General features: G+C 71.4%; 19 protein-coding genes. 14 read left to right on the plus strand and 5 right to left on the minus strand.

The genetic code is table 11. The features are described from left to right. Positions 1-109 precede the first annotated feature (109 nt). Positions 110-1,612 carry a GTPase HflX gene (gene hflX / locus CGL27_RS34125; RefSeq protein WP_078644181.1) on the plus strand — a complete coding sequence of 501 codons (1,503 nt, stop codon included), beginning with the start codon at positions 110-112 and terminating at the stop codon, positions 1,610-1,612. 135 nt (positions 1,613-1,747) lie between these two features. Here hflX and CGL27_RS34130 read toward each other — a convergent pair whose 3' ends face one another. Continuing rightward, positions 1,748-2,920, minus strand: coding sequence for a hypothetical protein (locus CGL27_RS34130; RefSeq protein ID WP_078644183.1), 1,173 nt, complete (start codon positions 2,918-2,920; stop codon positions 1,748-1,750). Between the two features lie 260 nt (positions 2,921-3,180). On the opposite strand from CGL27_RS34130, the gene CGL27_RS34135 reads away from it, so the two are divergent. The 4 genes from CGL27_RS34135 (at position 3,181) to CGL27_RS34150 (ending at position 10,442) form a co-directional block, all read left to right on the plus strand. Further along, on the plus strand, positions 3,181-4,902 hold the full coding sequence (locus CGL27_RS34135) for a diaminobutyrate--2-oxoglutarate transaminase family protein (protein ID WP_119994685.1): 1,722 nt from the start codon (positions 3,181-3,183) through the stop codon (positions 4,900-4,902). 651 nt (positions 4,903-5,553) lie between these two features. Continuing rightward, entirely contained in the window at positions 5,554-7,428 is a 1,875-nt protein-coding gene (locus CGL27_RS34140; RefSeq protein ID WP_240451029.1) for an IucA/IucC family protein, read from the plus strand. Between the two features lie 77 nt (positions 7,429-7,505). Further along, positions 7,506-8,204, plus strand: coding sequence for a GNAT family N-acetyltransferase (locus tag CGL27_RS34145; RefSeq protein WP_119991713.1), 699 nt, complete (start codon positions 7,506-7,508; stop codon positions 8,202-8,204). 237 nt (positions 8,205-8,441) lie between these two features. Continuing rightward, positions 8,442-10,442 (plus strand): ATP-dependent DNA helicase, encoded by a 2,001-nt coding sequence (locus tag CGL27_RS34150; RefSeq protein ID WP_119991714.1) that lies wholly within the window; start codon positions 8,442-8,444, stop codon positions 10,440-10,442. Between the two features lie 176 nt (positions 10,443-10,618). Here the strand turns inward: CGL27_RS34150 and lexA are convergent, their stop codons facing one another. Next, entirely contained in the window at positions 10,619-11,422 is an 804-nt protein-coding gene (gene lexA, locus CGL27_RS34155; RefSeq protein ID WP_078644189.1) for a transcriptional repressor LexA, read from the minus strand. Between the two features lie 442 nt (positions 11,423-11,864). On the opposite strand from lexA, the gene nrdR reads away from it, so the two are divergent. The 3 genes from nrdR to CGL27_RS34170 all read left to right on the plus strand — a co-directional run bounded on the left by nrdR (position 11,865) and on the right by CGL27_RS34170 (position 16,127). Continuing rightward, positions 11,865-12,386, plus strand: a complete 522-nt coding sequence (nrdR, locus tag CGL27_RS34160) for a transcriptional regulator NrdR (RefSeq protein ID WP_059141612.1) — start codon at positions 11,865-11,867, stop codon at positions 12,384-12,386. Between the two features lie 114 nt (positions 12,387-12,500). Then, positions 12,501-15,362 carry a vitamin B12-dependent ribonucleotide reductase gene (locus CGL27_RS34165; protein ID WP_119991715.1) on the plus strand — a complete coding sequence of 954 codons (2,862 nt, stop codon included), beginning with the start codon at positions 12,501-12,503 and terminating at the stop codon, positions 15,360-15,362. A 156-nt stretch (positions 15,363-15,518) separates the two neighbouring features. Further along, positions 15,519-16,127 (plus strand): YdbC family protein, encoded by a 609-nt coding sequence (locus CGL27_RS34170; protein ID WP_078644192.1) that lies wholly within the window; start codon positions 15,519-15,521, stop codon positions 16,125-16,127. A 95-nt stretch (positions 16,128-16,222) separates the two neighbouring features. Here the strand turns inward: CGL27_RS34170 and CGL27_RS34175 are convergent, their stop codons facing one another. Next, positions 16,223-16,849 (minus strand): TetR/AcrR family transcriptional regulator, encoded by a 627-nt coding sequence (locus CGL27_RS34175; protein ID WP_119991716.1) that lies wholly within the window; start codon positions 16,847-16,849, stop codon positions 16,223-16,225. Between the two features lie 121 nt (positions 16,850-16,970). On the opposite strand from CGL27_RS34175, the gene abc-f reads away from it, so the two are divergent. The 5 genes from abc-f to CGL27_RS34200 all read left to right on the plus strand — a co-directional run bounded on the left by abc-f (position 16,971) and on the right by CGL27_RS34200 (position 21,811). Then, entirely contained in the window at positions 16,971-18,617 is a 1,647-nt protein-coding gene (gene abc-f, locus CGL27_RS34180; protein WP_119991717.1) for a ribosomal protection-like ABC-F family protein, read from the plus strand. A gap of 9 nt (positions 18,618-18,626) precedes the next feature. Continuing rightward, a complete protein-coding gene (locus CGL27_RS34185; RefSeq protein WP_078644198.1) occupies positions 18,627-19,286 on the plus strand; it encodes a histidine phosphatase family protein in 660 nt (219 codons plus the stop codon). Between the two features lie 11 nt (positions 19,287-19,297). Further along, entirely contained in the window at positions 19,298-20,191 is an 894-nt protein-coding gene (locus CGL27_RS34190) for an ADP-ribosylglycohydrolase family protein (protein WP_078644200.1), read from the plus strand. 190 nt (positions 20,192-20,381) lie between these two features. After that, positions 20,382-21,083 (plus strand): ribonuclease HII, encoded by a 702-nt coding sequence (locus CGL27_RS34195; RefSeq protein WP_119991718.1) that lies wholly within the window; start codon positions 20,382-20,384, stop codon positions 21,081-21,083. A 68-nt stretch (positions 21,084-21,151) separates the two neighbouring features. Next, positions 21,152-21,811: a hypothetical protein gene (locus tag CGL27_RS34200; RefSeq protein ID WP_119991719.1), complete on the plus strand. Its 660-nt coding sequence runs from the start codon at positions 21,152-21,154 to the stop codon at positions 21,809-21,811. A 130-nt stretch (positions 21,812-21,941) separates the two neighbouring features. Here CGL27_RS34200 and CGL27_RS34205 read toward each other — a convergent pair whose 3' ends face one another. Continuing rightward, positions 21,942-22,559 carry a hypothetical protein gene (locus CGL27_RS34205; RefSeq protein ID WP_119991720.1) on the minus strand — a complete coding sequence of 206 codons (618 nt, stop codon included), beginning with the start codon at positions 22,557-22,559 and terminating at the stop codon, positions 21,942-21,944. Between the two features lie 228 nt (positions 22,560-22,787). Beyond that, positions 22,788-24,953 carry a RecQ family ATP-dependent DNA helicase gene (locus CGL27_RS34210; RefSeq protein ID WP_119991721.1) on the minus strand — a complete coding sequence of 722 codons (2,166 nt, stop codon included), beginning with the start codon at positions 24,951-24,953 and terminating at the stop codon, positions 22,788-22,790. 110 nt (positions 24,954-25,063) lie between these two features. Between CGL27_RS34210 and CGL27_RS34215 the strand changes: the two genes are divergently transcribed. Next, complete coding sequence (locus CGL27_RS34215) at positions 25,064-26,596, plus strand: DUF4192 domain-containing protein (RefSeq protein ID WP_119991722.1); 1,533 nt, start codon at positions 25,064-25,066, stop codon at positions 26,594-26,596. Positions 26,597-26,640 lie beyond the last annotated feature (44 nt).

Genomic DNA, 26,640 nt, shown 5'->3' on the forward strand with positions numbered 1-26,640 from the left:
CCGCGTGCGACCATCAAGGAGTCGGCGTCGCGGCCGGCCCCGGCGGGGAATCCCGCGGGCTCGCCACGCGTTGTCGACAGTGACGGTATTCCACGACGTAAGGATTCCTTTGACCCACTCCTCTTCCCTTCCGCAGGACCGGCAGCGACCCGCCGAGAGCCTTCGGGCCGACGCCCTGATGGAAGAGGACGTCGCCTGGAGTCACGAGATCGACGAGGAGCGTGACGGCGACCAGTACGACCGCTCCGACCGTGCCGCGCTGCGGCGTGTGGGAGGGCTGTCCACCGAGCTCGAGGACATCACCGAGGTCGAGTACCGGCAGTTGCGCCTGGAGCGCGTGGTGCTGGTCGGCGTATGGACCTCCGGTACGGCGCAGGACGCGGAGAACTCCCTGGCGGAGCTGGCCGCGCTCGCCGAGACCGCCGGTGCCCTGGTGCTCGACGGCGTGATCCAGCGGCGCAACAAGCCGGATCCCGCCACCTACATCGGCTCCGGCAAGGCCGAGGAACTGCGCGACATCGTGGTCGAGTCCGGTGCCGACACCGTGGTCTGCGACGGTGAGCTGAGCCCCGGCCAGCTGATCCATCTCGAGGACGTCGTCAAGGTGAAGGTGGTCGACCGGACCGCCCTGATCCTCGACATCTTCGCCCAGCACGCCAAGTCCCGAGAGGGCAAGGCACAGGTCTCGCTCGCCCAGATGCAGTACATGCTGCCGCGGCTGCGAGGCTGGGGTCAGTCGCTGTCCCGGCAGATGGGTGGCGGTGGCTCCGGATCCTCGGGCGGCGGTATGGCCACCCGTGGTCCCGGTGAGACCAAGATCGAGACGGACCGGCGCCGCATCCGCGAGAAGATGGCGAAGATGCGCCGCGAGATCGCCGAGATGAAGACCGGCCGCGACATCAAGCGGCAGGAGCGCCGACGCCACAAGGTCCCCTCCGTCGCCATCGCCGGATACACCAACGCGGGCAAGTCCTCGCTGCTCAACCGGCTCACCGGTGCGGGCGTCCTGGTGGAGAACGCACTGTTCGCCACCCTGGACCCGACCGTGCGCCGGGCCGAGACCCCCAGCGGGCGCCTCTACACACTGGCGGACACCGTCGGGTTCGTCCGGCACCTGCCGCACCACCTGGTGGAGGCGTTCCGCTCCACGATGGAGGAGGTCGGCGACGCCGATCTGATCGTCCATGTGGTGGACGGCTCGCATCCGGCGCCGGAGGAGCAGTTGGCCGCCGTGCGTGAGGTGATCCGCGATGTGGGCGCGGTCGACGTGCCCGAGATCGTCGTGATCAACAAGGCGGATCTGGCCGATCCGCTGGTCGTGCAGCGGCTGCTGCGCATGGAGCGGCGCGCCATGGCGGTGTCGGCCCGCAGCGGACTGGGCATCGACGAGCTGCTCGCGGTGATCGACGAGGAGCTGCCCCGGCCCCAGGTCGAGATCGAGGTCCTGCTGCCGTACACCCACGGCAAGCTGGTCGCGCGTACCCACGTCGAGGGTGAGGTGCTCTCCGAGGAGCACACCCCCGAGGGCACGCTGCTCAAGGCACGGGTGCACGAGGAGCTCGCGGCGGAGCTGCGGCGTTTCGTCCCGGCCGCGGCCGCCGGACAGCACTAGCCACGACCGGCACACGGCGAGGGCACGACGGTCACACGGCGAGGGCACGACAGGCATAAGGCGAGGGCCCGCCCCCGGACTTCCGGGGGCGGGCCCTCGCCGTTGTGGTTGCCTGACGGCTACCGGCTCAGCCGGTCACTGGCTCGCGAACTTCTTGCTGACGGCGTTGTAGACGCCCTTCGCCTCGGGGCCCAGGTGCGGGCCCGCCAGCCAGGTCGCGTTGGATGGGCCGATCGATGTGTTGGACACCAGCGCGGGCTTGCCGTCCGCACCCTCGGCGACCCAGCCACCGCCGGAGGAACCCGCGGTCATGGTGCAGCCGATGCGGTACATCGTGGGCTGCTTGGCGTCCAGGGAGAGCCGGCCCGGCTTGTCCGCGCACTGGTTCATCTTCTGGCCGTCGAACGGCGGGGCGGCCGGGTAGCCGGTGGCCGTGATCTCGTCGATGGACTTCACCGCCGGGGCGTTGAAGTCGACCGGCAGCGCGCCGCCCACCATCTCCTCGAGCGACTTGCCGCCGCTGACCTCCGGCTTCACATGCATCACCGCGAAGTCGTACGGAGCGCCCTTGCCGCCCACGGCCGCGCCCCTGTCGATCCACTGCGAGGAGGTCTGCGCCCAGTCGGCCCACCAGACACCCTTGGGAGCCAGCTCCTCCTTGGTGGCGTTCTCCAGCTCCGCCTGCGACTTGCCCGCGTCGTTGTAGGAGGGGACGAACATCAGGTTCTTGTACCAGCCGCCGCCCTTGCCCGCGTGGACGCAGTGGCCCGCCGTCCACACCAGGTTGGACTTGCCGGGGTGCGCCGGGTCCTCGACCACGGTCGCGGAGCAGACCATCGAACCCTCGGGGCCGTCGAAGAAGACCTTGCCCGCGTAGGGGACCTTGGAGCTGTACGGGCTGGTGACCTCCTTGGCCGGGACAGGCTGCGGATCGGGGTCGGTCACACCCTGGTCGTCCGCGATGTCGCTGTCGTCGACCGGCTTGTCGGGCTCCTGCGCGTCGCGCATCCGGTCCGGCTTCCACAGACCCTTGATGATCGGGTTGATGAAGTCACCGGCCTCGCGCAGCCAGTCGTCCCGGTCCCACTTGTTCCAGGCACCGTTCTTCCACTGGTCCAGATCGATGCCGAGGTTCTTCAACTTGTCGTTGAGGTTGTCGGGCAGCTTGATGTCGTCCACGCCCTGCTCCGACGACGCGGTCGGCCTGGCGTCGGTGTTGTCGTCCGAGGAATCGCACGCGGTGGCGGTGAGCGCCAGAACCGAGGCTATGACGGCCACGGCCAGTGCGGGTCGGCGTGAGGATGGCATGGGCGGAACTCCCCCTGAGGTACTGATCTGCTCTACGGCCTATCTGGAATTGTCATGCACCGCCCCGGCAATGGGGTGGTATCCCACTATGCCGGTGCCGCCTACGACGGCTGCGAGCGGGTCCTTGGTTCCCGGCCGCAAGGATCTTCGCTCAGCCCGTGATCCAGAGCGTCACGCGTCGTTGGTACGTACGGGGGACAGCCGGAGGGCGTTCAGCAGCAGGAGGACCGAGACTCGTGGCCGTGACCCAGCTCCCGCCGATGGCCCTGTCCGCCGTCTCCGACGACGGTGGCGCCACCCAGGGAATTCTGCGGCGCCAGGCGCTGCGTGAGTCGGCCGCCCGCACCTATGCCCGGGCGCTGCCCATCGTTCCGGTGCGCGCCCGGGGGATGACGGTCGAAGGGGCCGACGGCCGCCGTTATCTCGACTGCCTCTCCGGGGCCGGGGCGCTGGCCCTGGGGCACAACCACCCGGTGGTGCTGGACGCGATCCGGGCCGTTCTGGACTCGGAAGCGCCGCTGCAGGTCCTGGATTTGGCGACACCGGTCAAGGACGCCTTCACGGATGAGCTGTTCGCGACTCTTCCGCCCGGACTCGCCGCCCGCGCGCGGGTGCAGTTCTGCGGACCGGCGGGCACGGACGCGGTCGAGGCCGCGCTCAAGCTGGTGCGGATCGCCACGGGGCGCGATGGCCTGCTCGCCTTCTCCGGGGCCTACCACGGGATGACGGCCGGTGCGCTGGCCGCCTCCGGCGGGGCCTCTGCGGCCGGGGTGACCCGGCTGCCCTTTCCGTATGACTACCGCTGCCCGTTCGGGGTCGACGGGGAGCGCGGTGCCGAACTCTCCGCGCGCTGGGCCGAGACGCTGCTCGACGACCCGAAGGGCGGGGTGCCCGACCCGGCCGGGATGATCCTCGAACCCGTACAGGGCGAGGGAGGGGTGATCCCGGCCCCGGACGGCTGGCTGCGCCGGATGCGCGAGATCACCGCGGCCCGCTCCATCCCGCTCATCGCGGACGAGGTGCAGACCGGCGTCGGGCGCACCGGGGCCTTCTGGGCGGTCGACCACAGCGGGGTGGTGCCCGATGTGATGGTGCTCTCGAAGGCCATCGGTGGCGGCCTGCCGCTGGCCGTCGTGGTCTACCGGGAGGAGCTCGACATCTGGCCCCCCGGAGCCCACGCGGGCACCTTCCGCGGCAACCAGCTGGCGATGGCCGCGGGCACGGCCACCCTCGCGTACGTCCGGGAGAACCACCTCTCCCAGCGGGCGGCGGTCGTCGGCCGACGGATGCTGGAGCGGCTGCGCCGATTCGCCGCCGGGCGCCCGCAGATCGGGGAGGTACGCGGCCGCGGCCTCATGATCGGCCTGGAACTGGTCGCCCCGGAGACCGGGCCCATCGCGGAGACGGGACCCATCGCGGAGACGGGACCCATCGCAGAGGCGGGGGCCATGGCGGAGGCCGGGCAGGCCGGGGCTGTAGCGCGGGTCGGGCCCGCAGCGCGGGTCGGGCCTGTCGTGGACGCAGCCTGGGAGGGGGTCCCGGGCGGTGCAACCCCGTACGGGGCATCCCAGAGCGAGGTGGCCCTGGACGAAGTGACCCCGTGCGAAGGAGCCTGGCCGACGGGCGCCGAGGGCGAGGGCGCGCGCGGAGCCCTGGGCGGGGGTGTGCGCCAAACCCCGGGCGGGGAAGCGTCGTACGCCGGTGTCGCGCGTACGGCCGCTCCGCCCGCCGCTCCCGCGCTCGCGGCGGCGGTCCAGCAGGAGTGCCTGCGGCGCGGGCTCATCGTCGAACTCGGCGGACGCCACAACGCGGTGATCCGCCTCCTCCCTCCACTCACCATCACCGACGAGCAGACAGAGGCCGTTCTGGACCGGCTTGCCGACGCCCTGGACGCGGCGATCCGCACCTCCGGAACCCGCTCCGGTGAACTCCCGCCCACCGCTGCCCCGTTCGCCCCACCGTCCGCCGGAAACCGACGCTGACGTGCCCCGCACCGTACGACCGCACCGCCATCGCACCACCGAAGGAGGCAGGCGCCGGGCCCAGGACGTGAACGCCGTGATGCCCGCGCCACACCCACCATGCCGCACACCCCCGGGGGAGCCCCCTTGTCTCCCCGACCGCAGCCCGTGCCCGGCGCCCTGACCGACTCCGGCGAATCCGCCCACCCCGGGCCCCCGCCGCCCCTCCCGTACCCGCCCCACACGGCGCCTCCCCCGGCCGGGACGACCAGACCGCCCGCCCCGCCTGTCCCACCCGCGGCGGTCCCGACGGTCAGGGCACCGTCCACCGCCATGACGGCCGCCGGAGACCAGGCGGAGCCCCCAGCACCGCGACCAACCCTCGCTGCGGCGCCACCACCCCTGGCGGCAGTGCCACCCCGGTCGGCGGTGCCATCACCGGCGGCGGCAGGGCCACTTCCCCCGGCGGCGGTGCCGCCATCCCCGGCGGCGGTGCCGCCACGCTCTGCGGTGGAGCCACTGCCCCTGGCAGGGTCGCCCGCCACGGCGCCGCTCGTCAGCGCGGCGGAAGCGAGTCCGGAAGCGAGAGCACCCCGGCTCTCCGTCCCAGAGCCATTGGCGGAGGAGCCGTCCGTGCCGCAACTGCCCACCCAGGGGCTGCCCCTCCCCGCGATGGCCGTCCCTCGGCAGGACCGCGACAGCTATGAAGCGCCCGCCGACCGTGCCCGTGTGGTCGGCGTGGATCCACTCGACGACCCCGACCCGCAGATCGCGGCCGATGGTGCGGCCGTCGAGAACCTGCTGCGCTGCTGGGTACGGGAGAGCGGCCTCGCGCACCCCGACGGGGACACCCTGCGTATCCCCCTCGCCGCCAGCGGAACCGTCCTCCTCGTCCCGGTGCGCTATTGGTCGCCCACCGGCTGGCACCGCTTCGGCCCGCCGCTGCTGGAGCACGGCCCCCACGACGCGCCCGCCGTCGGGGCGGTCACCCTCGCGGCCCTCCTCACCCGCGAGGCGGCCTACAGCGCACGGCGGGACGACCCCGACGCGGACGCCACCGAACTCGTCGGCCGTGTCGCGGACTCCGTACGACGCACCGCCCTCTTCCTCGCCCACCGCCGTGCGGCGCCCGCCGATCCCAGCACGAGCACCCCGTTTCTCAACGCGGAGCAGTCCCTCCTCTTCGGTCACCCCCTGCATCCCACGCCGAAGAGCCGCGAGGGCCTCTCCGACAGCGAATCCACCGTCTGCTCACCGGAATCGCGTGGCTCCTTCTCCCTTCACTGGATCGCGGTCGCCCGGTCCGTGCTGGCCTGCGAGTCGGCCTGGACGGAGCGCGGCCGGACCGTGCCCGCCGAGCGGCTCGCCCTCTCCCTGGCGGGCAGCGGCCTCCAACTGCCGGACGGGACCGTCCCCTTGCCGCTGCATCCCTGGCAGGCTCGCGAGATCCGGCACCGTCCGGACGCAGCCGCGCTCTTCGACTCCGGCCTGTTGCACGACCTCGGGCCGTCCGGCGGACACTGGCACCCCACCTCCTCGGTCCGCACCGTCTACCGGCCCGGCGCTCCTGCCATGCTGAAACTCTCCCTCGCTCTGCGGATCACCAACTCCCGTCGTGAGAACCTCCGTAAGGAACTCCGCCGCGGTGTCGAGGTGCACCGGCTGCTCCGCAGCGGACTGGCCGAGCAGTGGCGGGCGGCCTTCCCCGGATTCCCGGGCTTCGACATCGTCCGGGACCCGGCCTGGCTGGCCGTCGACGGACCGGATGGCGAACCCGTTTCCGGCCTCGACGTCGTCATCCGGCACAATCCGTTCGGCCCCGGCGACGACGCCGTCTGCGTCGCCGGACTCCTCGCGTTGCGCCCCTGGCGCGGACAGCCCGTGATGCGCTCCCGTCTCGCCCACCTCGTCGCCCGGCTCGCCGCTCGCACCGGCCGTTCCACCGCGGCCGTCGGCGCGGAGTGGTTCCTGCGCTATCTGCACACGGTCGTACGCCCCGTGCTCTGGCTGGACGGAGAAGCCGGTATCGCGCTCGAGGCGCACCAGCAGAACACCCTGGTGCTGCTGGACCCCGACGGCTGGCCGATCGGCGGCCGCTACCGGGACAACCAGGGCTACTACTTCCGCGCGTCCCGGCACGCCGAACTCCAGCGCCGACTGCCCGGTATCGGCGGCCGCAGCGACACCTTCGTCCCCGACGAGGTCACCGACGAGCGGTTCGCCTACTACCTGGGTGTCAACAACGTCCTCGGAATGATCGGCGCCTTCGGGTCCCAGCGACTCGTCGACGAGCGCGTCCTGCTGGCCGCGTTCCGCCGCTTTCTCACCGAGGCCGCGTCCGGCCCCGGCAGGACCCGCTCACCGCTTCCCGCCCGGCTCCTGGAGACGCCCACTCTGCGCTGCAAGGCCAACCTGCTCACGCGGCTGCGCGGCCTGGACGAACTCGTGGGACCAGTGGACACCCAGTCCGTCTATGTGACCATCGCCAACCCCCTCGTCACTTCTGTCTCTCCTTACGGCATCCCAGCTGTCACCCCCATGGCTTGACTCCGCGACCCGCGATCACGCCCCTCACCCCCACATCCCTCACGACGTGCCGAGTCCCCTGAGAGGAGAGCGTCGCCGTGCCGCACACCGACTCCAGTACGAGCTCCAGCACCGACGACACCATCGACATGCGGCTGCGCCAGGAAGAGGACATCGCACGACTCATCGGCCTGGACGCCACCGGACGGGAGGCCGACGGCCGGGCGGATCTGCTCGACCACATCGTCGAATGGCGGCCCACCAGCACCCCGTTGGGCACCTTCCAGCTCGTCCCGGTCCGCATCGGGCGCGATCTGCGGCTCATCGCCCAATGGATGAACGACCCCTCCGTCGCCGCCTTCTGGGAGCTCGACGGCCCCGATGAGACCACCGCGAGCCACCTCGGGGATCAGCTCGACGGCGATGGCCGCAGCGTGCCCTGTCTGGGCGTCCTGGACGGCGCCCCGATGAGCTATTGGGAGGTGTACCGCGCCGATCTGGACCCGCTCGCACGGCACTACCCGGCCCGGCCGCACGACACGGGTATCCACCTGCTCATCGGCCGGGTCGGCGATCGTGGCCGTGGCCTGGGGACGATCCTGCTCCGCGCCGCCGCCGACCTCGTCCTCGAGCACCGTCCGTCCTGCACACGGGTCGTGGCCGAACCGGATCTTCGCAACACCCCCTCCGTCGCCGCCTTCCTCGGCGCCGGATTCCGCTTCTCCGCGGAAGTCGAACCCCCCGGCAAACGCGCCGCGCTGATGCTGCGCGACCGTGCCCTGCGACACGTCCTGTGATCCTCCGCAACCATCCGTGCCCCCGGTGATGTGCCTGCTTCGATGCGAGACTTCACTGTTGATACACCGCTCGCCCGGTCCCGGTTCCCACGCAGCGAGGATGGCCGTCCCACGAAAGCGGGGTCCGTCCGTCCCAGGAGACGGGGATCCGCCCGAGCCCCGCGCTCGCCGAAACCGTCCGTCACCGACCACACCGACGGGAGTGATGTCGGTGCCGCCCCGTAGGCTGGCAGCCCTATGACTGAATCGTCCTCGCCTCCACTCGCCGATCTGCTGCAGGCCGCCGTAACCACCGTCGGCGGCACCGAGCGCCCTGGTCAGACCGCCATGGCCCAAGCCGTGGCGGAGGCGATCGACGACAGCTCCCACCTGCTGGTTCAGGCCGGGACCGGCACCGGGAAGTCCCTCGGCTATCTGGTGCCCGCCCTCGCCCACGGCGAGCGTGTCGTCGTCGCCACGGCGACCCTTGCCCTGCAGCGGCAGCTCGTCGAGCGAGACCTGCCCCGCACCGTGGAGGCCCTGCACCCGCTGCTGCGCCGCCGCCCCGAGTTCGCCATGCTCAAGGGCCGCTCCAACTATCTGTGCCTGCACCGGCTCCACGAGGGCGTCCCGCAGGAGGACGCCGATGAAGCCGGCCTTTTCGACCCGTTCGAGGCCGCCACGCCCACCAGCAAGCTCGGCAAGGACCTGCTGCGGTTGCGCGACTGGTCGGACGAGACCGAGACGGGCGATCGGGACGATCTGAGCCCCGGTGTCTCGGACCGCGCCTGGTCCCAGGTGTCGGTCACCTCCCGGGAGTGCCTCGGCGCGTCCAAATGCGCCTATGGCGCGGAGTGCTTCGCCGAGGCCGCCCGCGAGCGGGCCAAGCTCGCCGACGTCGTCGTCACCAATCACGCGCTGCTCGCCATCGACGCCATCGAGGGCGCCCCCGTGCTGCCCAGCCATGAGGTGCTGATCGTCGACGAGGCTCATGAGCTGGTCTCCCGGGTCACCGGCGTTGCCAGCGGGGAGCTCACCCCCGGCCAGGTCAACCGCGCCGTGCGGCGTGCCGCGAAGCTGGTCAACGAGCAGGCGGCGGACGCCCTCCAGACCGCCTCGGAGGGCTTCGAGCGGCTGATGGAGCTCGCGCTGCCCGGCCGCCTCGAGAAGATCCCCGAGGACCTCGGCTATGCACTGATGGCGCTGCGCGACGCGGCCCGCACGGTGATCTCGGCGCTCGGCGCCACGCGGGACGCCTCGGTCAAGGACGAGGACGCGATCCGCAAGCAGGCCCTGGGCTCCGTGGAGAACATCCACCAGGTGGCCGAGCGGATCGTCGAGGGCTCCGAGTACGACGTGGTCTGGTACGAGCGGCACGACCGCTTCGGCGCCTCGCTGCGGGTCGCCCCGCTCTCCGTGTCGGGGCTGCTGCGCGAGAAGCTGTTCGAGGACCGGTCCGTCGTCCTCACCTCCGCCACGCTCAAGCTGGGCGGGGATTTCAACGGGGTGGCGGCCTCACTCGGTCTCGCCCCGGAGAGCCCGCAGGATCCGGAGGGCGGGGAGGAGACCGCGCCGCGCTGGCAGGGCCTCGACGTCGGCTCGCCCTTCGACTACTCGAAGCAGGGGATCCTCTACGTCGCCAAGCATCTCGCCCAGCCCGGCCGCGAAGGCAGCCGCGCCGATATGCTCGATGAGCTCGCCGAGCTGGTCGAGGCCGCGGGCGGTCGCACACTCGGGCTGTTCTCGTCCATGCGTGCCGCCCAGGCGGCCGCGGAGGAGCTGCGCGGGCGTCTCGATGCGCCCATCCTCCTCCAGGGCGAGGAGACGCTGGGCGGGCTGATCCGTGCCTTCGCCGCCGATGCCCGGACCTGCCTGTTCGGCACGCTGTCCCTCTGGCAGGGCGTCGATGTGCCGGGGCCCAGCTGTCAGTTGGTGGTGATGGACCGGGTGCCCTTCCCCCGCCCCGACGACCCTCTGATGAGTGCCCGCCAGAAGGCGGTGGAGGAGGCCGGGGGTAATGGCTTCATGGCCGTCGCCGCGACCCATGCCGCGCTGCTGATGGCGCAGGGCGCGGGCCGGCTCGTGCGCGCTTCGGACGACCGGGGGATCGTCGCCGTCCTGGATCCGCGGGTCGAGCGGGCCCGCTACGGCTCGTTCCTCCGTAAGTCCATGCCGGACTTCTGGTACACGACCGACCGCAACCAGGTGCGCCGCTCGCTGGCCGCCATCGACGCGGCGGCCAAGGCCCAGGGGGCCTAGCGGGCCAAGGACCGGGCGGCCGGCGGGGCGTCGCGCCCCAAGGCCGCCACGGTCGCCACATGCGACAGGGCGGCCCGCCCCGATGGTCGGCACATACAGCAGGGCCCCGGAACCGGCGCAGTGGTCCCGGGGCCCGGTCGTGGGGCACGCTCAGGGCGCACCTCGATCCGGTGCGCTCAGACGCGCCGCAGCACCGCGACCACCTTGCCCAGAATGGTGGCCTCGTCGCCGGGAATCGGCTGGTAGGCGGCGTTGTGCGGGAGCAGCCACACATGGCCGTCCTCACGCTTGAAGCGCTTCACTGTGGCCTCGCCGTCGAGCATCGCGGCGACGATGTCACCGTTCTCGGCGACGGGCTGACGGCGCACCGTCACCCAGTCCCCGTCGCAGATGGCGGCCTCGATCATGGAGTCGCCGACCACCTTCAGCACGAAGAGCTCACCGTCGCCGACCAACTGCCGGGGGAGCGGGAAAACATCCTCGACCGACTCCTCGGCGAGGATCGGCCCACCGGCCGCGATCCGGCCGACGAGCGGCACATAGGAGGCGGCGGGCTTGCCTGCGGTGTCCGTGGGCTGGGCGCTGGGCTGGTCGGAGCCGCGGACCTCGTAGGCCCGGGGCCGATGGGGGTCGCGCCGCAGAAAGCCCTTCCGCTCCAGAGCCATCAGCTGATGGGCGACGGACGAGGTGCTGGAGAGGCCCACCGCCTGGCCGATCTCCCGCATGGACGGCGGGTAACCACGCCGCTGCACAGAGTCGCGAATGACCTCGATGACGCGCCGCTGCCGGTCGGTCAGCCCTGAGCTGTCCGCCCGGATGCCTGGAGGTCGCCCTGGTAGCGAGCGCGTGGGCTTCTGTCCTTCCGGGTTCGTGGCGTCGTCGTTCATCGGGTGGGTCTGGTTCATCGAGTGTGTCTGTTCGAGTCGGCTCTGGGAGCGCTCCTGGGCGGTAACGGTGGCGCTCTCTGCGGTGGTGGTCACGACGGCCCCTCTCGAGATGTTCTCCCTAGTTGGACAACGGTAGTTGCTTTCGAAAGGTTGCGCCAAACACACGTTCGAGTGAAATTTCGCAGATGGGCTGACGTGATCACAGGGTTAGGTGTATGGACCGTTTGATCCGGCCGCCGTGGGGACGGCCCCAGTCTTGCATCCCGACCCCCGTGAATCCGGGACGCGTGGGGCTCGCGTAGTCTCGTGCCTGCTCCCCAGCCGTGACACGCCATCCGGCTCGGTTGAGTGCCAGCCACCAGATCTAGTGGTTTGATGGATGCAAGCCACCCACAAGTTGTGGTCCCTGGTGGATTCGCTGCCAAGGTTTTCGCCTATGCTTGTGGCCGTCCCGGCGGGCCTCCCGGCCCGATCGGGGCTAGTCAGGCATGTTCAGGCATGCGCCGTTCTTGAGGGTGAGGGAGGGTTCGGAGTCATGCACTGCCCCTTCTGCAGGCACCCCGACAGCCGTGTCGTCGACAGCCGCACCACCGACGACGGCTGCTCGATCCGCAGGCGCCGCCAGTGCCCCGACTGCTCGCGTCGCTTCACGACCGTGGAGACCGCGTCACTGATGGTGATCAAGCGCAGCGGGGTCACCGAGCCCTTCAGTCGCGACAAGGTCATCTCGGGTGTGCGCAAGGCGTGCCAGGGCCGTCCGGTCACCGAGGACGCCCTCGCCAAGCTCGGTCAGCAGGTGGAGGAGGCGGTCCGGGCCACCGGCAGCGCCGAGCTGTCCACCCATGACGTCGGGCTCGCCATACTCGGCCCGCTTCAGAAGCTCGACCTCGTCGCCTACCTCCGCTTCGCCTCCGTCTACCGCGCCTTCGATTCCCTCGAGGACTTCGAGGCGGCCGTGGCGGAGCTGCGTGACCAGCAACGGCCTCCCGCGCACGACCGCGGGTCCGGCGCCGAAGGGGCCGCGGAGGCCCCCGCGCCGGCCGTCGCCGCCGACTGACCGGCGACCCACACACCTACCCGGGGCGCTTGCCGCATCCGGGTGAAAGACAGATACGTGCCCGGGGAAGAAATGGGCACATCAGGGCGTTTTCGCCCGTACCAGGGAGGCGGAATGACAGAGACGACGAGCGGCCCGGCACGAGGCTCCCGCTCCAAGGGAAGCAAGGCGAACAAGGGTCTGCGCATCGAGCGCATCCACACCACCCCCGGCGTGCATCCGTACGACGAGGTGGTCTGGGAGCGTCGTGACGTCGTCATGACCAACTGGCGCGACGGTTCGGTCAACTTCGAGCAGCGCGGCGTGGAGTTCCCCGACTTCTGGTCGGTGAACGCGGTCAACATCGTCACGAGCAAGTACTTCCGTGGCGCGGTGGGTTCCCCGGAGCGCGAGGCGAGCCTTAAGCAGCTCATCGACCGCGTGGTGCGCAGCTACCGCAAGGCCGGTGAGGACAATGGTTACTTCGCCTCGCCCGCGGACGCCGAGATCTTCGACCACGAGCTCACCTATGCGCTGCTGCACCAGGTCTTCAGCTTCAACTCGCCTGTCTGGTTCAACGTCGGTACCAAGCAGCCGCAGCAGGTCAGCGCCTGCTTCATCCTCTCCGTGGACGACTCGATGGAGTCGATCCTGGACTGGTACAAGGAAGAGGGGATGATCTTCAAGGGCGGCTCCGGCGCCGGCCTGAACCTCTCCCGTATCCGCTCCTCCAAGGAGCTGCTCTCCTCGGGCGGCAACGCCTCCGGCCCCGTCTCCTTCATGCGCGGCGCCGATGCCTCCGCCGGAACGATCAAGTCGGGCGGCGCCACCCGCCGGGCCGCCAAGATGGTCGTGCTCGACGTCGATCACCCGGATGTCGAGGCGTTCATCGAGGCCAAGGTCAAGGAGGAGGAGAAGATCCGCGCCCTGCGCGACGCGGGCTTCGACATGGACCTGGGCGGCGACGACATCACGTCCGTCCAGTACCAGAACGCCAACAACTCCGTCCGCGTGAACGACACGTTCATGAAGGCGGTGGAGTCCGGCTCCTCGTTCGGGCTGCGCAGCCGGCTGACCGGTGAGCCCATCGAAGAGGTCGACGCCAAGTCCCTCTTCCGCAAGATGGCCGAGGCGGCCTGGGCCTGCGCCGACCCGGGCATCCAGTACGACGACACCATCAACCACTGGCACACCTCGCCGGAATCGGGCCGGATCACCGCCTCCAACCCGTGCAGCGAGTACATGCACCTGGACAACTCCTCGTGCAACCTCGCCTCGCTCAACCTGATGAAGTTCCTCCAGGACGACGACGCGGGCAACCAGCGCTTTGACGCCGAGCGCTTCGCCAAGGTCGTCGAGCTGGTCATCACCGCGATGGACATCTCCATCTGCTTCGCGGACTTCCCGACCGAGAAGATCGGCGAGACCACTCGCGCCTTCCGCCAGCTGGGCATCGGCTACGCCAACCTGGGCGCCCTGCTGATGGCCACCGGCCACGCCTACGACAGCGAAGGCGGCCGGGCCCTGGCCGGAGCCATCACCTCCCTGATGACCGGCACCTCGTACAAGCGTTCCGCGGAGCTCGCCGCCGTGGTCGGCCCGTACGACGGCTACGCCCGTAACGCGGACGCCCACCAGCGCGTCATGAAGCAGCACTCGGACGCCAACGCCATCGCCAAGCGCATGGACGACCTGGACACCCCGGTCTGGGCCGCGGCCACCGAGGCATGGCAGGACGTGCTGCGCCTCGGCGAGAAGAGCGGCTTCCGCAACGCCCAGGCGTCGGTGCTCGCGCCGACCGGCACCATCGGCCTGATGATGGACTGCGACACCACGGGCGTCGAACCGGACCTGGCCCTGGTCAAGTTCAAGAAGCTGGTCGGCGGCGGCTCCATGCAGATCGTGAACAACACGGTCCCCAAGGCGCTCAAGCGGCTCGGCTACCAGGAGGAGCAGGTTGAGGCGATCGTCGCCCACATCGCCGACCACGGCAATGTGATCGACGCGCCGGGGCTGAAGCCCGAGCACTACGAGGTCTTCGACTGCGCGATGGGCGAGCGCTCCATCTCGCCGATGGGGCATGTGCGGATGATGGCGGCCGCCCAGCCGTTCCTGTCCGGCGCGATCTCCAAGACGGTCAACATGCCGGAGTCGGCCACCGTCGAGGAGATCGAGGAGATCTACTTCGAGGGCTGGAAGCTCGGCATCAAGGCGCTGGCGATCTACCGCGACAACTGCAAGGTCGGCCAGCCGCTCTCCGCCAAGAAGAAGGAGGAGAAGGCACAGGCCGAGCCCGAGGTCGAGAAGGTCGTCGAGTACCGCCCGGTCCGCAAGCGGCTCCCCAAGGGCCGTCCCGGCATCACCACCTCCTTCACGGTGGGCGGCGCCGAGGGCTACATGACCGCCAACTCCTACCCGGACGACGGTCTCGGTGAGGTCTTCCTGAAGATGTCCAAGCAGGGCTCGACCCTGGCGGGCATGATGGACGCCTTCTCGATCGCCGTCTCGGTCGGTCTGCAGTACGGCGTGCCGCTGGAGACCTACGTCTCGAAGTTCACCAACATGCGCTTCGAGCCGGCCGGTATGACGGACGACCCGGACCTGCGGATGGCGCAGTCGATCGTCGACTACATCTTCCGCCGGCTGGCGCTGGACTTCCTGCCCTTCGAGACCCGCTCGGCGCTCGGCATCCACTCCGCCGAGGAGCGCCAGCGCCACCTGGAGACGGGGTCCTACGAGTCCAGCGACGACGAGATGGATGTCGAGGGCCTGGCCCAGTCGGCGCCGCGCCATGTGGAGGCTCAGAAGAGCAGCACGTCCCAGCCGCGGACCACGCCCGAGTCGGCGAGGGAGGCCCACAGCTCGACCGAACTGGTCGAGATCCAGCTGGGGATGAACGCGGACGCGCCGCTCTGCTTCTCCTGCGGCACCAAGATGCGCCGCGCGGGTAGCTGCTACCTGTGCGAGGGCTGCGGTTCGACGAGCGGCTGCAGCTGATCGCAGATCCTTACGGATGACATCAGCGGCGGGGCGCGGGCCTTCGGGCTCGCGCCCCGCCGCCGTCGTCTCCGGGCGTCGTACGGTGCGATGCCGAACCGGGGGCGGACTCTCCGGTATGTGATGGGGGCCACCGTACGGCCGTAGGATGGCGCGGTGCTGGTCAAGTGGATTCGCTGCACCGTGGTGGACCGCCCGGGTTTCGAGCGGGGGCAGCGGAAGTGGGCGGGGTTGCCCGGCGAACCGGGATTCCGGGGGCAGGGCGGTGGCTGGAGCCGGGGGCGCCCGGATGTGGCGCATGTCTTCGCGTTCTGGGAGAGCCGGGCGTTCTACGACTCCTTCATGGCGCGTTCGCACGACCGGCTGGCGGCCGCGCAGTCGGGCACGTACCGGGATATGCAAGTCCGGCTGTTCGAGCACCGATTCGATGTGAAGGTCGGCTTCGAGCCGCGGTTCTCCGACGCGGACGTGGTGCGCGTCGCGCACTGCCGTGTGCGCCCCGACCGGGTGGATCACTTCACGCTGGTGCAGGAGAAGGTGTGGAATCCGGCTATGGCCGGGTCGCCCGGGATGCTGCGCGGGGTGTTCGGCGAGGCGCCGGGGAACGAGTTCCTGGTGCTGTCGATGTGGGATTCGGCGGCCGAGCACGGGAAGTACCGCGTGGAGCGGGTCGAGCGGCTCGGCCTGCGCGCGCAGACGGAGGCGGATGTGGCGGCGATCGCCGGCGATGTCGTACGGGTCGAGTCCGCCTGGACGGTGGTGTGAGGACGGGATGAGCCCTCGGCCGGCGAGAGGCGGTCCTGCGCTCAAGAGGTGGCTATGCGCTCAGGAGGCGGGCCTTCGCTCAGGAGGTGGCCTGATCACCGGCGGGCAGGGGAATACGCCCCGGCCCGGATCGCGGCGGCGACGGCGGCCGCAGTCTGGTCGGCGAGCGGCGCGTCGATGGGCTCACGGGTGATGAGCGCCCGGAAGAACAGGGGCGCGGAGACGGCGCGTACGACCGCCGCGGCGTCGGTGCCGGACGGGGCCTCACCGCGGTCGACGGCCCGCCGCACCACGGACTCGCAGCGGGCGAAGCGCTCGGTGTAGAAGTCGCGCAGCGCCTCGGCCGCGCGCTCCGACTGGAACGCGGCCGCGATGAAGGCGGTCGGCGCGGCGGCGGTCGGCGCGCTGCCGAAGGTCTCGGTCACCTCGCGGGCGAGGGCGCGCAGATCGCCCTCCAGGCTTCCGGTGTCGGGCGGTGTCCAGGCGTCCTCGCCCGCGAGGTCGAGCGCGTCCGCAACAAGCCCCTCGACGCTGCCCCAGCGCCGGTAGACGGTCGTCTTGTGGATGCCGGAGCGTTCGGCCACGTACTCCACGGTCAGGCCGGGATAGCCGTGCGCGGCGAGGCCGGTGAGCACGGCGTCGCGCACCGCCGAGCGGGTGCGCGCGGTGCGCCCGCCGGGGCGGACGGTGCCCGGTGTCGGGGCGGCGCTCTCTGCGGACAAGTGCAACTCCAGTTGTGTTAGCGAGTTTCCTGTGTCATGATGAGGGTAACGCAACTGTAGTTGTGTTTGGAGCGTGCGGTCCGGATGGCCCACGTGCTCGCGTGCTTGGAGGTGCGCCCCTGTGCCCACGCAGATCTCACTCCGAGGCGTCGCGCTGTCCCGGGGCGACCGGCTGCTGCTCGACGACGTGTCCTTCGCGGTCCGGCCCGGGGAGCGGGTCGGCGTGGTGGGGGAGAACGGGGCGGGCAAATCCACCCTCCTGCGGCTGCTGGCCGGGAGCGAGTCACCGGACGACGGCGCCGTGGTGACGGTGGCCGATGGCGGCATCGGTCACCTCGGCCAGACGTCCGAGCTGCCCCCGGACCACACGGTGCGCGACGCGGTGGACGCGGCCCTTGCCGAGGTGCGCGCGATGGAGCGCGGGCTGCGCGAGCTGGAGGCGGATCTCGGCGGTGGCGCCCCCGGCACGCTCGCGGCGTACGGCGATCTGCTGACCGCGTTCGAGGCCCGCGGCGGCTATGAGGCGGACGCCCGAGTGGAGAAGGCCCTGCACGGTCTGGGGCTCGGAGGCATCGGGTACGAGCGGCGGCTCGGCAGTCTGTCGGGCGGTGAGCAGGCCCGGCTCGGGCTCGCCTGCCTGATCGCCGCTGCCCCTGAGGTGATGCTGCTGGACGAGCCGACGAACCACCTCGACGGTGCCGCGCTCAGCTGGCTGGAGGAGGCGCTGCGGGGGCATTCGGGCACCGTCCTCGCGGTCTCCCACGACCGGGTCTTCCTGGAGCGGGTGGCGACCGCGATCGTCGAGGTGGACGCCGACCGGCGAGAATTGGTGCGGTACGGCGGGGGGTACGCCGGATTCGTCGCCGAGCAGACCGCCGCGCGCCGCCGCTGGGAGCAGGCGTACGAGGAGTGGTGCGCGGAGACGGCCGCGCTGACGGAGGCCGCCACCACCGTCGCACGGCGGGTCGCCCCGGGCCGCGGCATGAAGGACGGCAACAAGCTGGCCTACGACCGGGACAGGGGACGTGTGCAGTCCTCGGTGTCCAGCAGGGTGCGCAACGCCAGGGAGAGACTGCGCAGACTCCAGGAGGACCCGGTGCCGCGCCCGCCGGAGCCGCTGCGGTTCTCTGCGCTCCCCGCCGCGGGTACGGCGGACGGTGTGCTCATCGACCTCCACGACGTCCGCGTGGGGGAGCGGCTGGCGGTCGACCGGCTCACTGTGGCGACCGGGGAGAGACTGCTCGTCCACGGCGCCAATGGCGCGGGCAAATCCACACTGCTGCGGGTCATGGCGGGATGGGAGACACCCGATGCGGGCCGGGCGACCCGCCGGGGCAGGATCGGCTATCTCGCCCAGGAGATACCGGTTGCCAGGCCCCGGGAGCGGCTGCTGTCGGCCTTCGGCCGTGGGCTGCCGGGGACACCGGAGGAGCAGGGCGCCCTTCTGCTGTCGTACGGACTGTTCCGCACGGATGATCTCCACGTCCCGGTGGGATCGCTCTCCGCGGGCCAGCGCCGCCGGCTGGCGCTCGCCCGGCTGCTGGCCCGTCCCGCCGATCTGCTGTTGCTCGACGAGCCGACCAACCATCTCGCCCTCGGCCTGGTGGAGGAGCTGGAGGAGGCGCTGGCCCAGTGGACCGGGGCGCTGGTGGTGGTGTCGCACGACCGGCTACTGCGCAGCCGCTTCACCGGGCGCCGGTGCGAAATACGAGGAGGTCGGCCCATGGCCTTGGAGGGGGATGCGGCACCGGCCGCGGCCTCGATCTAGGGTGGCGCCATGGCACGACCCCGGCGCATCGTCCTCCTGCGGCACGGAGAATCAGAGGGGAATGCTGATGACTCGGTGTACGAAAGGGTGCCCGACCATGCTCTGAAGCTGACCGAGACCGGGCGTCGGCAGGCGACGGAGGCGGGCGAGCGACTGCGCGCCGCTTTCGGCGACGAGCGCGTGTCGATCTATGTGTCGCCGTACCGCCGCACCCACCAGACCCTGAGGCTGCTCGATCTCGACCCCACGCGCACCCGGGTCAGGGAGGAGCCGCGGCTGCGGGAGCAGGACTGGGGAAACTGGCAGGACCGCGAGGACGTGCGGAAACAGATGGCGTACCGCGACGCCTACGGGCACTTCTTCTACCGGTTCGCGCAGGGTGAGTCGGGCGCCGACGTCTACGACCGGGTGGACGCGTTCCTGGAGAGTCTGTGGCGCAGCTTCCAGGACCCGGCACATCCGCCGAACGTCCTGCTGGTGACCCATGGGCTGACCATGCGGCTGTTCTGCATGCGGTGGCTGCACTGGAACGTCGCCGAATTCGAGTCGCTGTCGAACCCCGGCAACGGCGAATCACGGGCCCTGCTGCTCGGCTCCGACGGGCGCTACCACCTGGACCGGCCCTTCGAACGCTGGTGCACCCCCAAGCCCTACGGCCGCACCGGTTAGAGTGCGCAGCGATGACCGCTGACCGTTTCCATCGGGCTCTTCGGAGTCTGCGCGGGCTGGCCGTGGGCGACGCCCTCGGTTCCCAGTTCTTCGTCCCCGCCAACTATCCGTTCCTCAAGCGTCGCGAGCTGCCGCCCGACCACTGGCAGTGGACCGACGACACCGAGATGGCCTGTTCGATCCTGGCAATCCTGGTGAACCACGGCCGGATCGACCAGGACCATCTCGCCCGGTCCTTCGCCGACCACCATGATTTCGACCGGGGCTACGGCCCCGCCGTGAACCGGATGCTTCGCCTGATCAGGGAGGGCGGCGACTGGCGTGACCTGGCCGCCGGGTTGTTCCAGGGGCAGGGGTCGTGGGGCAACGGCGCCGCCATGCGGATCGCCCCGCTGGGAGCCTGGTACGCGGGCGATGTGGAGCAGGCGACGCATCAGGCGGAGATCTCGGCGTACACCACGCATCAGCACCGCGAGGCCGTGGCGGGAGCCATGGCGGTGGCCGCGGCCGCGGCGCTGGTGGCGGATCCGGCGGGCCACGGCGGGCCGGAGGAGCTGTTGGACCGGGTGGTCGAGGTGGTGCCGCGCAGCGCGGTCCAGGCGGGGCTGCGCCGCGCCCGCGACATGCTCGACTACGCGGACGCCGGGACCGTCGCCGCGGTGCTCGGCTGCGGCCGGCGCACCAGCGCCCATGACACCGTGCCGTTCGCCCTGTGGGCGGCCGCCCGCCACCTGGGCTCCTTCGAGGAGGCGTTCTGGAGGACGGCCTCGGCCGGCGGGGACGTGGACACCACCTGCGCCATCGTCGGGGGAGTGGTCGCGGCCGCTGCCGCCGGTGCGCCGCCCGCCGACTGGCAGGACCGCACCGAGGCGCTGCCGGAGTGGGTCCCGGCGCAGGCCGACTGACCCCTCCCGCGGGCGTGATGCGGTGCGTCGCCCGGTTTGCCCCACCGGTGAACCGGCCCTCCGCCGCGCTGTGTTGAGGCGAATCGGCCACCCGAATCTTCGGGGACGGGGCCGCCCGGATGAGCCGGGGACCGCTGCCGAGGATCCGGGTTCCGAACGCAGGTAAGAGCGGCGTAATGTTGTCCTCGCCATGGCATATGAACCGCCCACTCACAGTGTCGAGCGCTCGCTTCGCGCCACGACGGGAGCCAAGATCGTCGTCGGTATCGACGAGGTCGGGCGCGGGGCATGGGCCGGTCCGGTGACGGTCTGCGCGGCGGTCACCGGTCTGCGCCGTCCGCCGACCGGGCTCACCGACTCCAAGCTGCTGAGCCCCAAGAAGCGCACGACCCTGGCCCAGGAGTTGCACTCGTGGGTCACCGCGCACGCCCTGGGTCACTCCTCCCCCGAGGAGATCGACGGCCTGGGGATGACGGCCGCCCTCCGGCTCGCCGCCACGCGTGCGCTGGACGCGCTGCCGGTCCGGCCGGACGCGGTGATCCTCGATGGGAAGTACGACTACCTCGGCGCTCCCTGGGCGGTCCGTACGGTCATCAAGGGCGATCAGTCCTGCGTGTCCGTCGCCGCCGCCTCGGTGATCGCCAAGGTGCGCCGGGATGCGATGATGGCCGAACTGGGAGCCGAGCACATGGACTTCTGCTTCGAGGACAACGCCGGATATCCGTCCCCCGTGCACCGCGCCGCCCTGCGGGAACTGGGGCCCACGCCCCACCACCGGCTGTCCTGGGCCTATATGGACGGGCTGCCCCGCTGGCGGCACCTGAAGCGGGTCCGCAGCACCCCCGAACCGGTCGGGCTGGAGGACGAAGGCCAACTCGGCTTCGACTTCTGAGCAGACCAAGCGGTCAAAACCGCCACCCGCCGATGCGACTCGCACCGACGTTTGATAGACATCAGCCCATGCCTCTCATCCCCGAGGAGCCTCAGATTCACGAGAGTGTCCCGGGTCCCCGCGCGACACCGGCCGCAGGCCGTACCGCGCCGACCCCTCGTCCTGTCCCTGGTCCCGGCCCCCGGCCCGCACCGCGGCGGCCCGGAAGCCCCGGTCCCAACCGTGGCTCCGCCGGAACCTCGTCGGCTCAGTCGCAGCGCACCACGAGCGATGCGACGAAGCCCCTGCCGACCGCCCCGGCGGCTTCGGCTGCCAAGGCCGCACCCGCCGCCGCGAAGGCCGGTCCCCAGCTCCAGCTGATCCCCGCCACGGTGGACGGCGCGCTGGACGCGGCCGACGAGGCGGTCGACCTGCTGCTGGATTCCGGCCGGGCCCCCACTGACATCCTGGTGCTGACCACCGGGGAGCAGCATCCGTGGGCGGCGCATGAGTTGTCCTTCGGCGAGGCGTCGTACTGGGCGCAGCACGACGCCGGAGACGATGTCTTCTACGCCGGTGCGGATGCCGACCGCGTCAAGGGCCGCCCGGTCGTGGTCGTCGCCGTCAACGGCGGTGCGAACGACGTCGTGGCCCGCGTGCTGCCCGAGGCGATGGGACGTGCCGGGATGCTGCTGATCGTCTGCGGCGACCCGAAGCGCATCAACGCCCTCATCGGTCCGGGCGCCTGAGGCCGCACGTCCCCGAACGCCCGGTGTCCGGCAGGCTCTGTCCCCCGTGGCGGAGCTGTCCGGCGTCCGGACGGACGGCGGTGGCCACGGGCACCCCGCGACCGGTCGGACGCGGGTGCCCGGCGACCGGTCAGACGGCGGCGGAGTGACTCAGCGCCGTACGCGCTCCGAGGTGGGGCCGTGGCAGCGCCTTCGGGTCACCGCCGCCCTCGACGGCCACGTCCAATTCGGTGGGCAGCGAAGCGGAGTGCGGCCGACGGCCGCCCCGCCCCTCCCCGAGGACCCGCCATCCGTCACGGGTCAGCGTGATGTACGCGCCGCAGCGCAGGCCGTGCAGGGTGCAGGCGTCGCGCAACCCCCACATCCAGGCACCGTCCTCGTCCGTCCACCGGCTCTCGCCCTCGCGGCAGTAGAGCAGCACGGCGGTGCGGATCGGTGTGCGGCGCCGCAGATCGTGTGGGATCACCCGGCGCAACTGTGCCAGCAGCGCGTTCCGGAAGTCCCAGCCGTCGACGGCGGCGGTGCGGCGGACGAACGAGGCGCTCGCCGTGAGCCGTTCGTCCGGATCGAGGACCGCGACGACGACGGTTGAGGGCGTCGGCAGATGACGGCTGTGCAGTCCGGTGACCACCTCGCGTGGATTGCGCAGCAGCGGGATCCCCGCTGCCGCCCACTCGGCGGGCTGGAGCATCCGGCCGACCCGGGAAACGGAATCGGCGGACGGTGGCGGAGCGAAGCCGAAGGTCACGGTCCTCCCTTCGTCTGCGCCCACGGTCCGTGCGAAGGGTCGGGCACGGGCGCGGGCCACGACACAGCCCCGTCGGACCACGGACGGACCGGGGGCGGGGGAGCTACGGACAATTCTTGCGGTCGCGCCCGCGTGCGGCAATGAGCAGTTGGTCCCACTGACCGTTTTACCTGGATGTGCCTTCTATATTCCTGACCGGTTCATGCCCCGCCGCGGCCCCGGCCGCCCCTACCCCTGCACGGCCAGGACCAGCGGAAACACTCCAGCCGCTCCGGCCCGGCGGAGCAGCCGGGAGGCGACGGCCAAGGTCCAGCCGGTGTCTGCCATGTCGTCCACCAGCAGCACCGGCCCACCCGCCTCGGCAAGGGCCGCGGCCAGCGGGGGAGGCACGGTCAGCGCGCCGTGCAGCGCTCGCAGCCGCTGGGCGCTGTTGGTACGCGGCACCCGGGTGTCGAATTCGCCGTCGTGGTACGCGATGCTCCCGAGCAGGGGCAACCGGCCGACGGTGGCGATCCGTTCGCCAAGTGTCCGGATCAGCTGCGGGCGGGTGCGCGAGGCGACCGTGACAACTCCCACCGGGCGGTTCGCGGCGTCCGGCGCGCCCGAGGCCCAGCCGCCGGGGCCCTTGGCCCAGTCGGCGAGCACCGTCACCACCGCACCGGCCACATCGTCGGGCACCGGGGCGTCCGGGCTCTGCGGGGCCAGCAGCGGCCGCAGCCGGTTTCCCCAGCCGATGTCGGAGAGACGGCCCAGGGCCCGGCCCGGGGCGGCCTGCTCATCCGCCGGAATGCGGCCCTTGAGGTCGACGCCCACGGCGGGCAGCCCGGTCGGCCACATACGGCGCGGCTCCACCTCGACACCGGGCCGCCCCAGCTCGCCGCGCGCCGCGTCCAGCGAGGCGTCGGACACCTCGGTGGTGAACCGGGCCCCCGCGCAGTTGTCACAGCGGCCACAGGGTGCCGCCTTCTCGTCGTCCAGCTGCCGCCGCAGGAACTCCATCCGGCAGTCGCCCGTCGAGGCGTACTCCCGCATGGCCTGCTGCTCGGCCTCCCGCTGGCGCGCCACCCACGCATACCGCTCCGCGTCATACGCCCAGGGCTGCCCGGTCGCGGTCCAGCCGCCGCGCACACGCCGCACCGCGCCGTCCACATCGAGCACCTTGAGCATGATCTCCAGACGTGACCGCCGCAGCTCGACCTGGGGCTCGAGCGCGGGCAGGGACACCGGCCGGTCCGACGCCGCCAGCACCTCGAGGGTGCGGCGCACCTGCTCCTCGGGCGGGAAGGCGAGCGAGGCGAAATACCGCCAGATCGCCTCGTCCTCGCGGCCGGGCAGGAGCAGCACCTCGGCGTGCTCCACACCGCGCCCGGCACGCCCGACCTGCTGGTAGTAGGCGATGGGGGAGGACGGCGAACCGAGATGCACCACGAAGCCGAGGTCCGGCTTGTCGAAGCCCATGCCCAGCGCGGAGGTGGCGACCAGCGCCTTGACCCGGTTGGCCAGCAGGTCCTCCTCGGCCTGCTGGCGATCCGCGTTCTCCGTCTTGCCGGTGTAGGAGGTGACGGTGTGGCCGCGCTGCCGCAGGAACGCGGTCACCTCCTCGGCCGCGGCGACGGTGAGGGTGTAGATGATCCCGGAGTCCGGCAGCTCATCGAGGTGCTCGGCGAGCCAGGCGAGCCGATGCGCGGCGTCCGGCAGCGGCAGCACGCCCAGCCGCAGGCTCTCCCGATCCAGCGGCCCGCGCAGCACCAGCGCCCTCGCCGTCCCTTCACCGGTGCCCAACTGCTCGGCCACATCGGCCGTGACCCGTGCGTTCGCGGTCGCGGTCGTGGCGAGTACGGGCACGCCCTGGGGCAGATCGGCGAGCATGGTGCGCAGCCTGCGGTAGTCGGGCCGGAAGTCATGGCCCCAGTCGGAGATGCAGTGTGCCTCGTCCACGACCAGCAGGCCGGTGGCGGCGGCCAGCTGTGGCAGCACCGTGTCGCGGAAATCGGGGTTGTTGAGCCGCTCCGGGCTCACCAGCAGCACATCCACCCCGCCCTCGGCCACCTCCGCCTGGATGGTGTCCCACTCCTCGGTGTTGGCGGAATTGATGGTGCGGGCCTGGATACCGGCGCGCGCGGCGGCCTCGACCTGGTTGCGCATCAGCGCGAGCAGCGGGGAGACGATCACGGTCGGACCGCTGCCGCGCTCGCGCAGCAGCGCGGTGGCGACGAAATACACCGCCGACTTGCCCCAGCCGGTGCGCTGCACGACCAGCGCCCGGCGGCGCTCGGCGACCAGCGCCTCGATCGCCCGCCATTGATCCTCCCGGAGCCGGGCGGAGCCGGTGGTGTCCCCTACGAGGCGGGCCAGGACGCGGTCGGCCGAGGTACGCAGATCTTCGTGGCTCATGCCCCCATGCAACCCGATCCCGCCGACATCGCGCCAATGGTCCGGGCAGCCTGTGGATAACGTTATCCACAGGGGTGGCGGGGTCGACGGGGCTGAGGGACCGTCGGGCCATGACTCGACACAACGAAGCGGCCGGTCTGCCCGGCGAAGAGCAGGTCACCCTCCGCAGCCCGGCCGAGCTCGCCGATGCCCTGCCCTATGTCCTGGGCTTTCAGCCTGACGACAGCATCGTGATGATCGCGCTGCACGGCTCCCGCGGCCGGTTCGGCGGCAGGCTGAGGCTCGGCATTCCCCGGATCCCGGAGGAGTGGCCCGAAGTCTGCGACCAGCTCGCCGAATGCCTGATCAGCGGCAGCGAGCGGCGTGGCGGGCGGCCGGACGGAGTCGTTCTGTTCCTGTGCCAGGAGCCGGCCGAGGGCGAGTCGGGGGAGGAGGCGATGGAGCGGCTGCGGCCACTCGCGCAGCGGCTGCGCACCGCGTGCGGCGGGTTGGAGGTGCCGGTGTTCGAGGCGCTGTGCATCTCCGGTGGCCGGTTCTGGTCGTATGTCTGTCCCGACCGGCGCTGCTGCCCGCCGGAAGGCGTTCCCCTCGCCCTGCCCGGCACCTCGGTCATGGCCGCGGCGGCGACGTTCGCGGGGGTCCAGGTGCGCGGCTCGCTGCGCGAGATGGAGGCCAGGCTCGCCCCGCTCGGCGCACCCCGGGCCGACGGGCAGGAGCGGGCGCTGGACGCGGCCGGGGCCGAGCTCGTGCCGAGGATTCTGGACGGTGCTGAATCCACGACGGTATGTGCGCAAACCCTCGGTCTGGTGGGCCGGATGCTGGACACCTTCCAGTCCGCGCCGTCGGCCGCCGACGCGTGTGCGGCCGATCTTCACGATGACCGGCTGCTCGACGATCGGGAAGCGGCCGTGGTGATCATCGGACTGCAGGACCGACGGACTCGGGACCGGGCGGCCGGGTGCATGGAGGAAGTGGACGCCGACGCGGCGCTGCGGCTGTGGCGCGCGCTGGCCCGTCGCTGCGTCGGCTCGTACGGGGAGCATGCGGCGGCGCCGCTCACCCTGGCGGGGTGGGTCGCCTGGTCGGCGGGTGATGAGCTCACTGCGCGAGTGGCGCTCGGCCGTGCCCTGCGGGTCGATCCCGACTACCTCTTCGCCAGGCTGCTGCATCAGGCGTGCAATGAGGGGGTCCATCCGAAGCTGCTGCGCCAGTGCCTGCGCCGGGAGGACTCCGACGGGGCCGACCCCGCCGAGCGTGCCGACCGTGCCGACCGCGCTGTGCACGCGGCAGTGCACGCGGAGTTGGAGAGGCTCGGCGACCCGGCGGACGCCGAGCCGTTGGAGACGGCCGGAGCGGTCGAGTCGGCTGAGCCCGCCGAGCGGGCCACCCGCGAGGAGGCCGAGGAGGCCGAGGAGGCCGAGGAGGCCGAGGAGACGGAGGAGCCAGCGGAGACGGAGGAACTGGCTGAAGCAGAAGCCAAGGAAGAGCGGCAGTCTGCAAGGGAGTGGCCGGGCGGGACCGTGGGCTCGGGTGGGAAGAGCGGCCCGGCCGGAGCGGCCGCCCCAAGTGGCAGGCGTCGTCCGGAAGGGCGGCCGCGCGCCCGGCGCCGGACCGGTGGACGGGGGACGCGCAGCCGCCGCTGACCCGGACCGGCGAGGAGAGCCGTGGGGCGGGGGCCAGGGGCGAT

Origin of the sequence: Streptomyces sp. 11-1-2 (genome assembly GCF_003595545.1) — a bacterium.
GTDB lineage: Bacteria > Actinomycetota > Actinomycetes > Streptomycetales > Streptomycetaceae > Streptomyces > Streptomyces hygroscopicus_B.

Bases quoted from the DNA above. Each gene is read 5' to 3' on its own strand.
- CGL27_RS34130 (WP_078644183.1), bottom strand. From the start codon at position 2,920: ATGCCATCCTCACGCCGACCCGCACTGGCCGTGGCCGTCATAGCCTCG.
- CGL27_RS34135 (WP_119994685.1), top strand. From the start codon at position 3,181: ATGGCCCTGTCCGCCGTCTCCGACGACGGTGGCGCCACCCAGGGAATT.
- CGL27_RS34140 (WP_240451029.1), top strand. From the start codon at position 5,554: ATGGCCGTCCCTCGGCAGGACCGCGACAGCTATGAAGCGCCCGCCGAC.
- CGL27_RS34150 (WP_119991714.1), top strand. From the start codon at position 8,442: ATGACTGAATCGTCCTCGCCTCCACTCGCCGATCTGCTGCAGGCCGCC.
- nrdR (WP_059141612.1), top strand. From the start codon at position 11,865: ATGCACTGCCCCTTCTGCAGGCACCCCGACAGCCGTGTCGTCGACAGC.
- CGL27_RS34165 (WP_119991715.1), top strand. From the start codon at position 12,501: ATGACAGAGACGACGAGCGGCCCGGCACGAGGCTCCCGCTCCAAGGGA.
- CGL27_RS34185 (WP_078644198.1), top strand. From the start codon at position 18,627: ATGGCACGACCCCGGCGCATCGTCCTCCTGCGGCACGGAGAATCAGAG.
- CGL27_RS34190 (WP_078644200.1), top strand. From the start codon at position 19,298: ATGACCGCTGACCGTTTCCATCGGGCTCTTCGGAGTCTGCGCGGGCTG.
- CGL27_RS34195 (WP_119991718.1), top strand. From the start codon at position 20,382: ATGGCATATGAACCGCCCACTCACAGTGTCGAGCGCTCGCTTCGCGCC.
- CGL27_RS34200 (WP_119991719.1), top strand. From the start codon at position 21,152: ATGCCTCTCATCCCCGAGGAGCCTCAGATTCACGAGAGTGTCCCGGGT.
- CGL27_RS34210 (WP_119991721.1), bottom strand. From the start codon at position 24,953: ATGAGCCACGAAGATCTGCGTACCTCGGCCGACCGCGTCCTGGCCCGC.
- CGL27_RS34215 (WP_119991722.1), top strand. From the start codon at position 25,064: ATGACTCGACACAACGAAGCGGCCGGTCTGCCCGGCGAAGAGCAGGTC.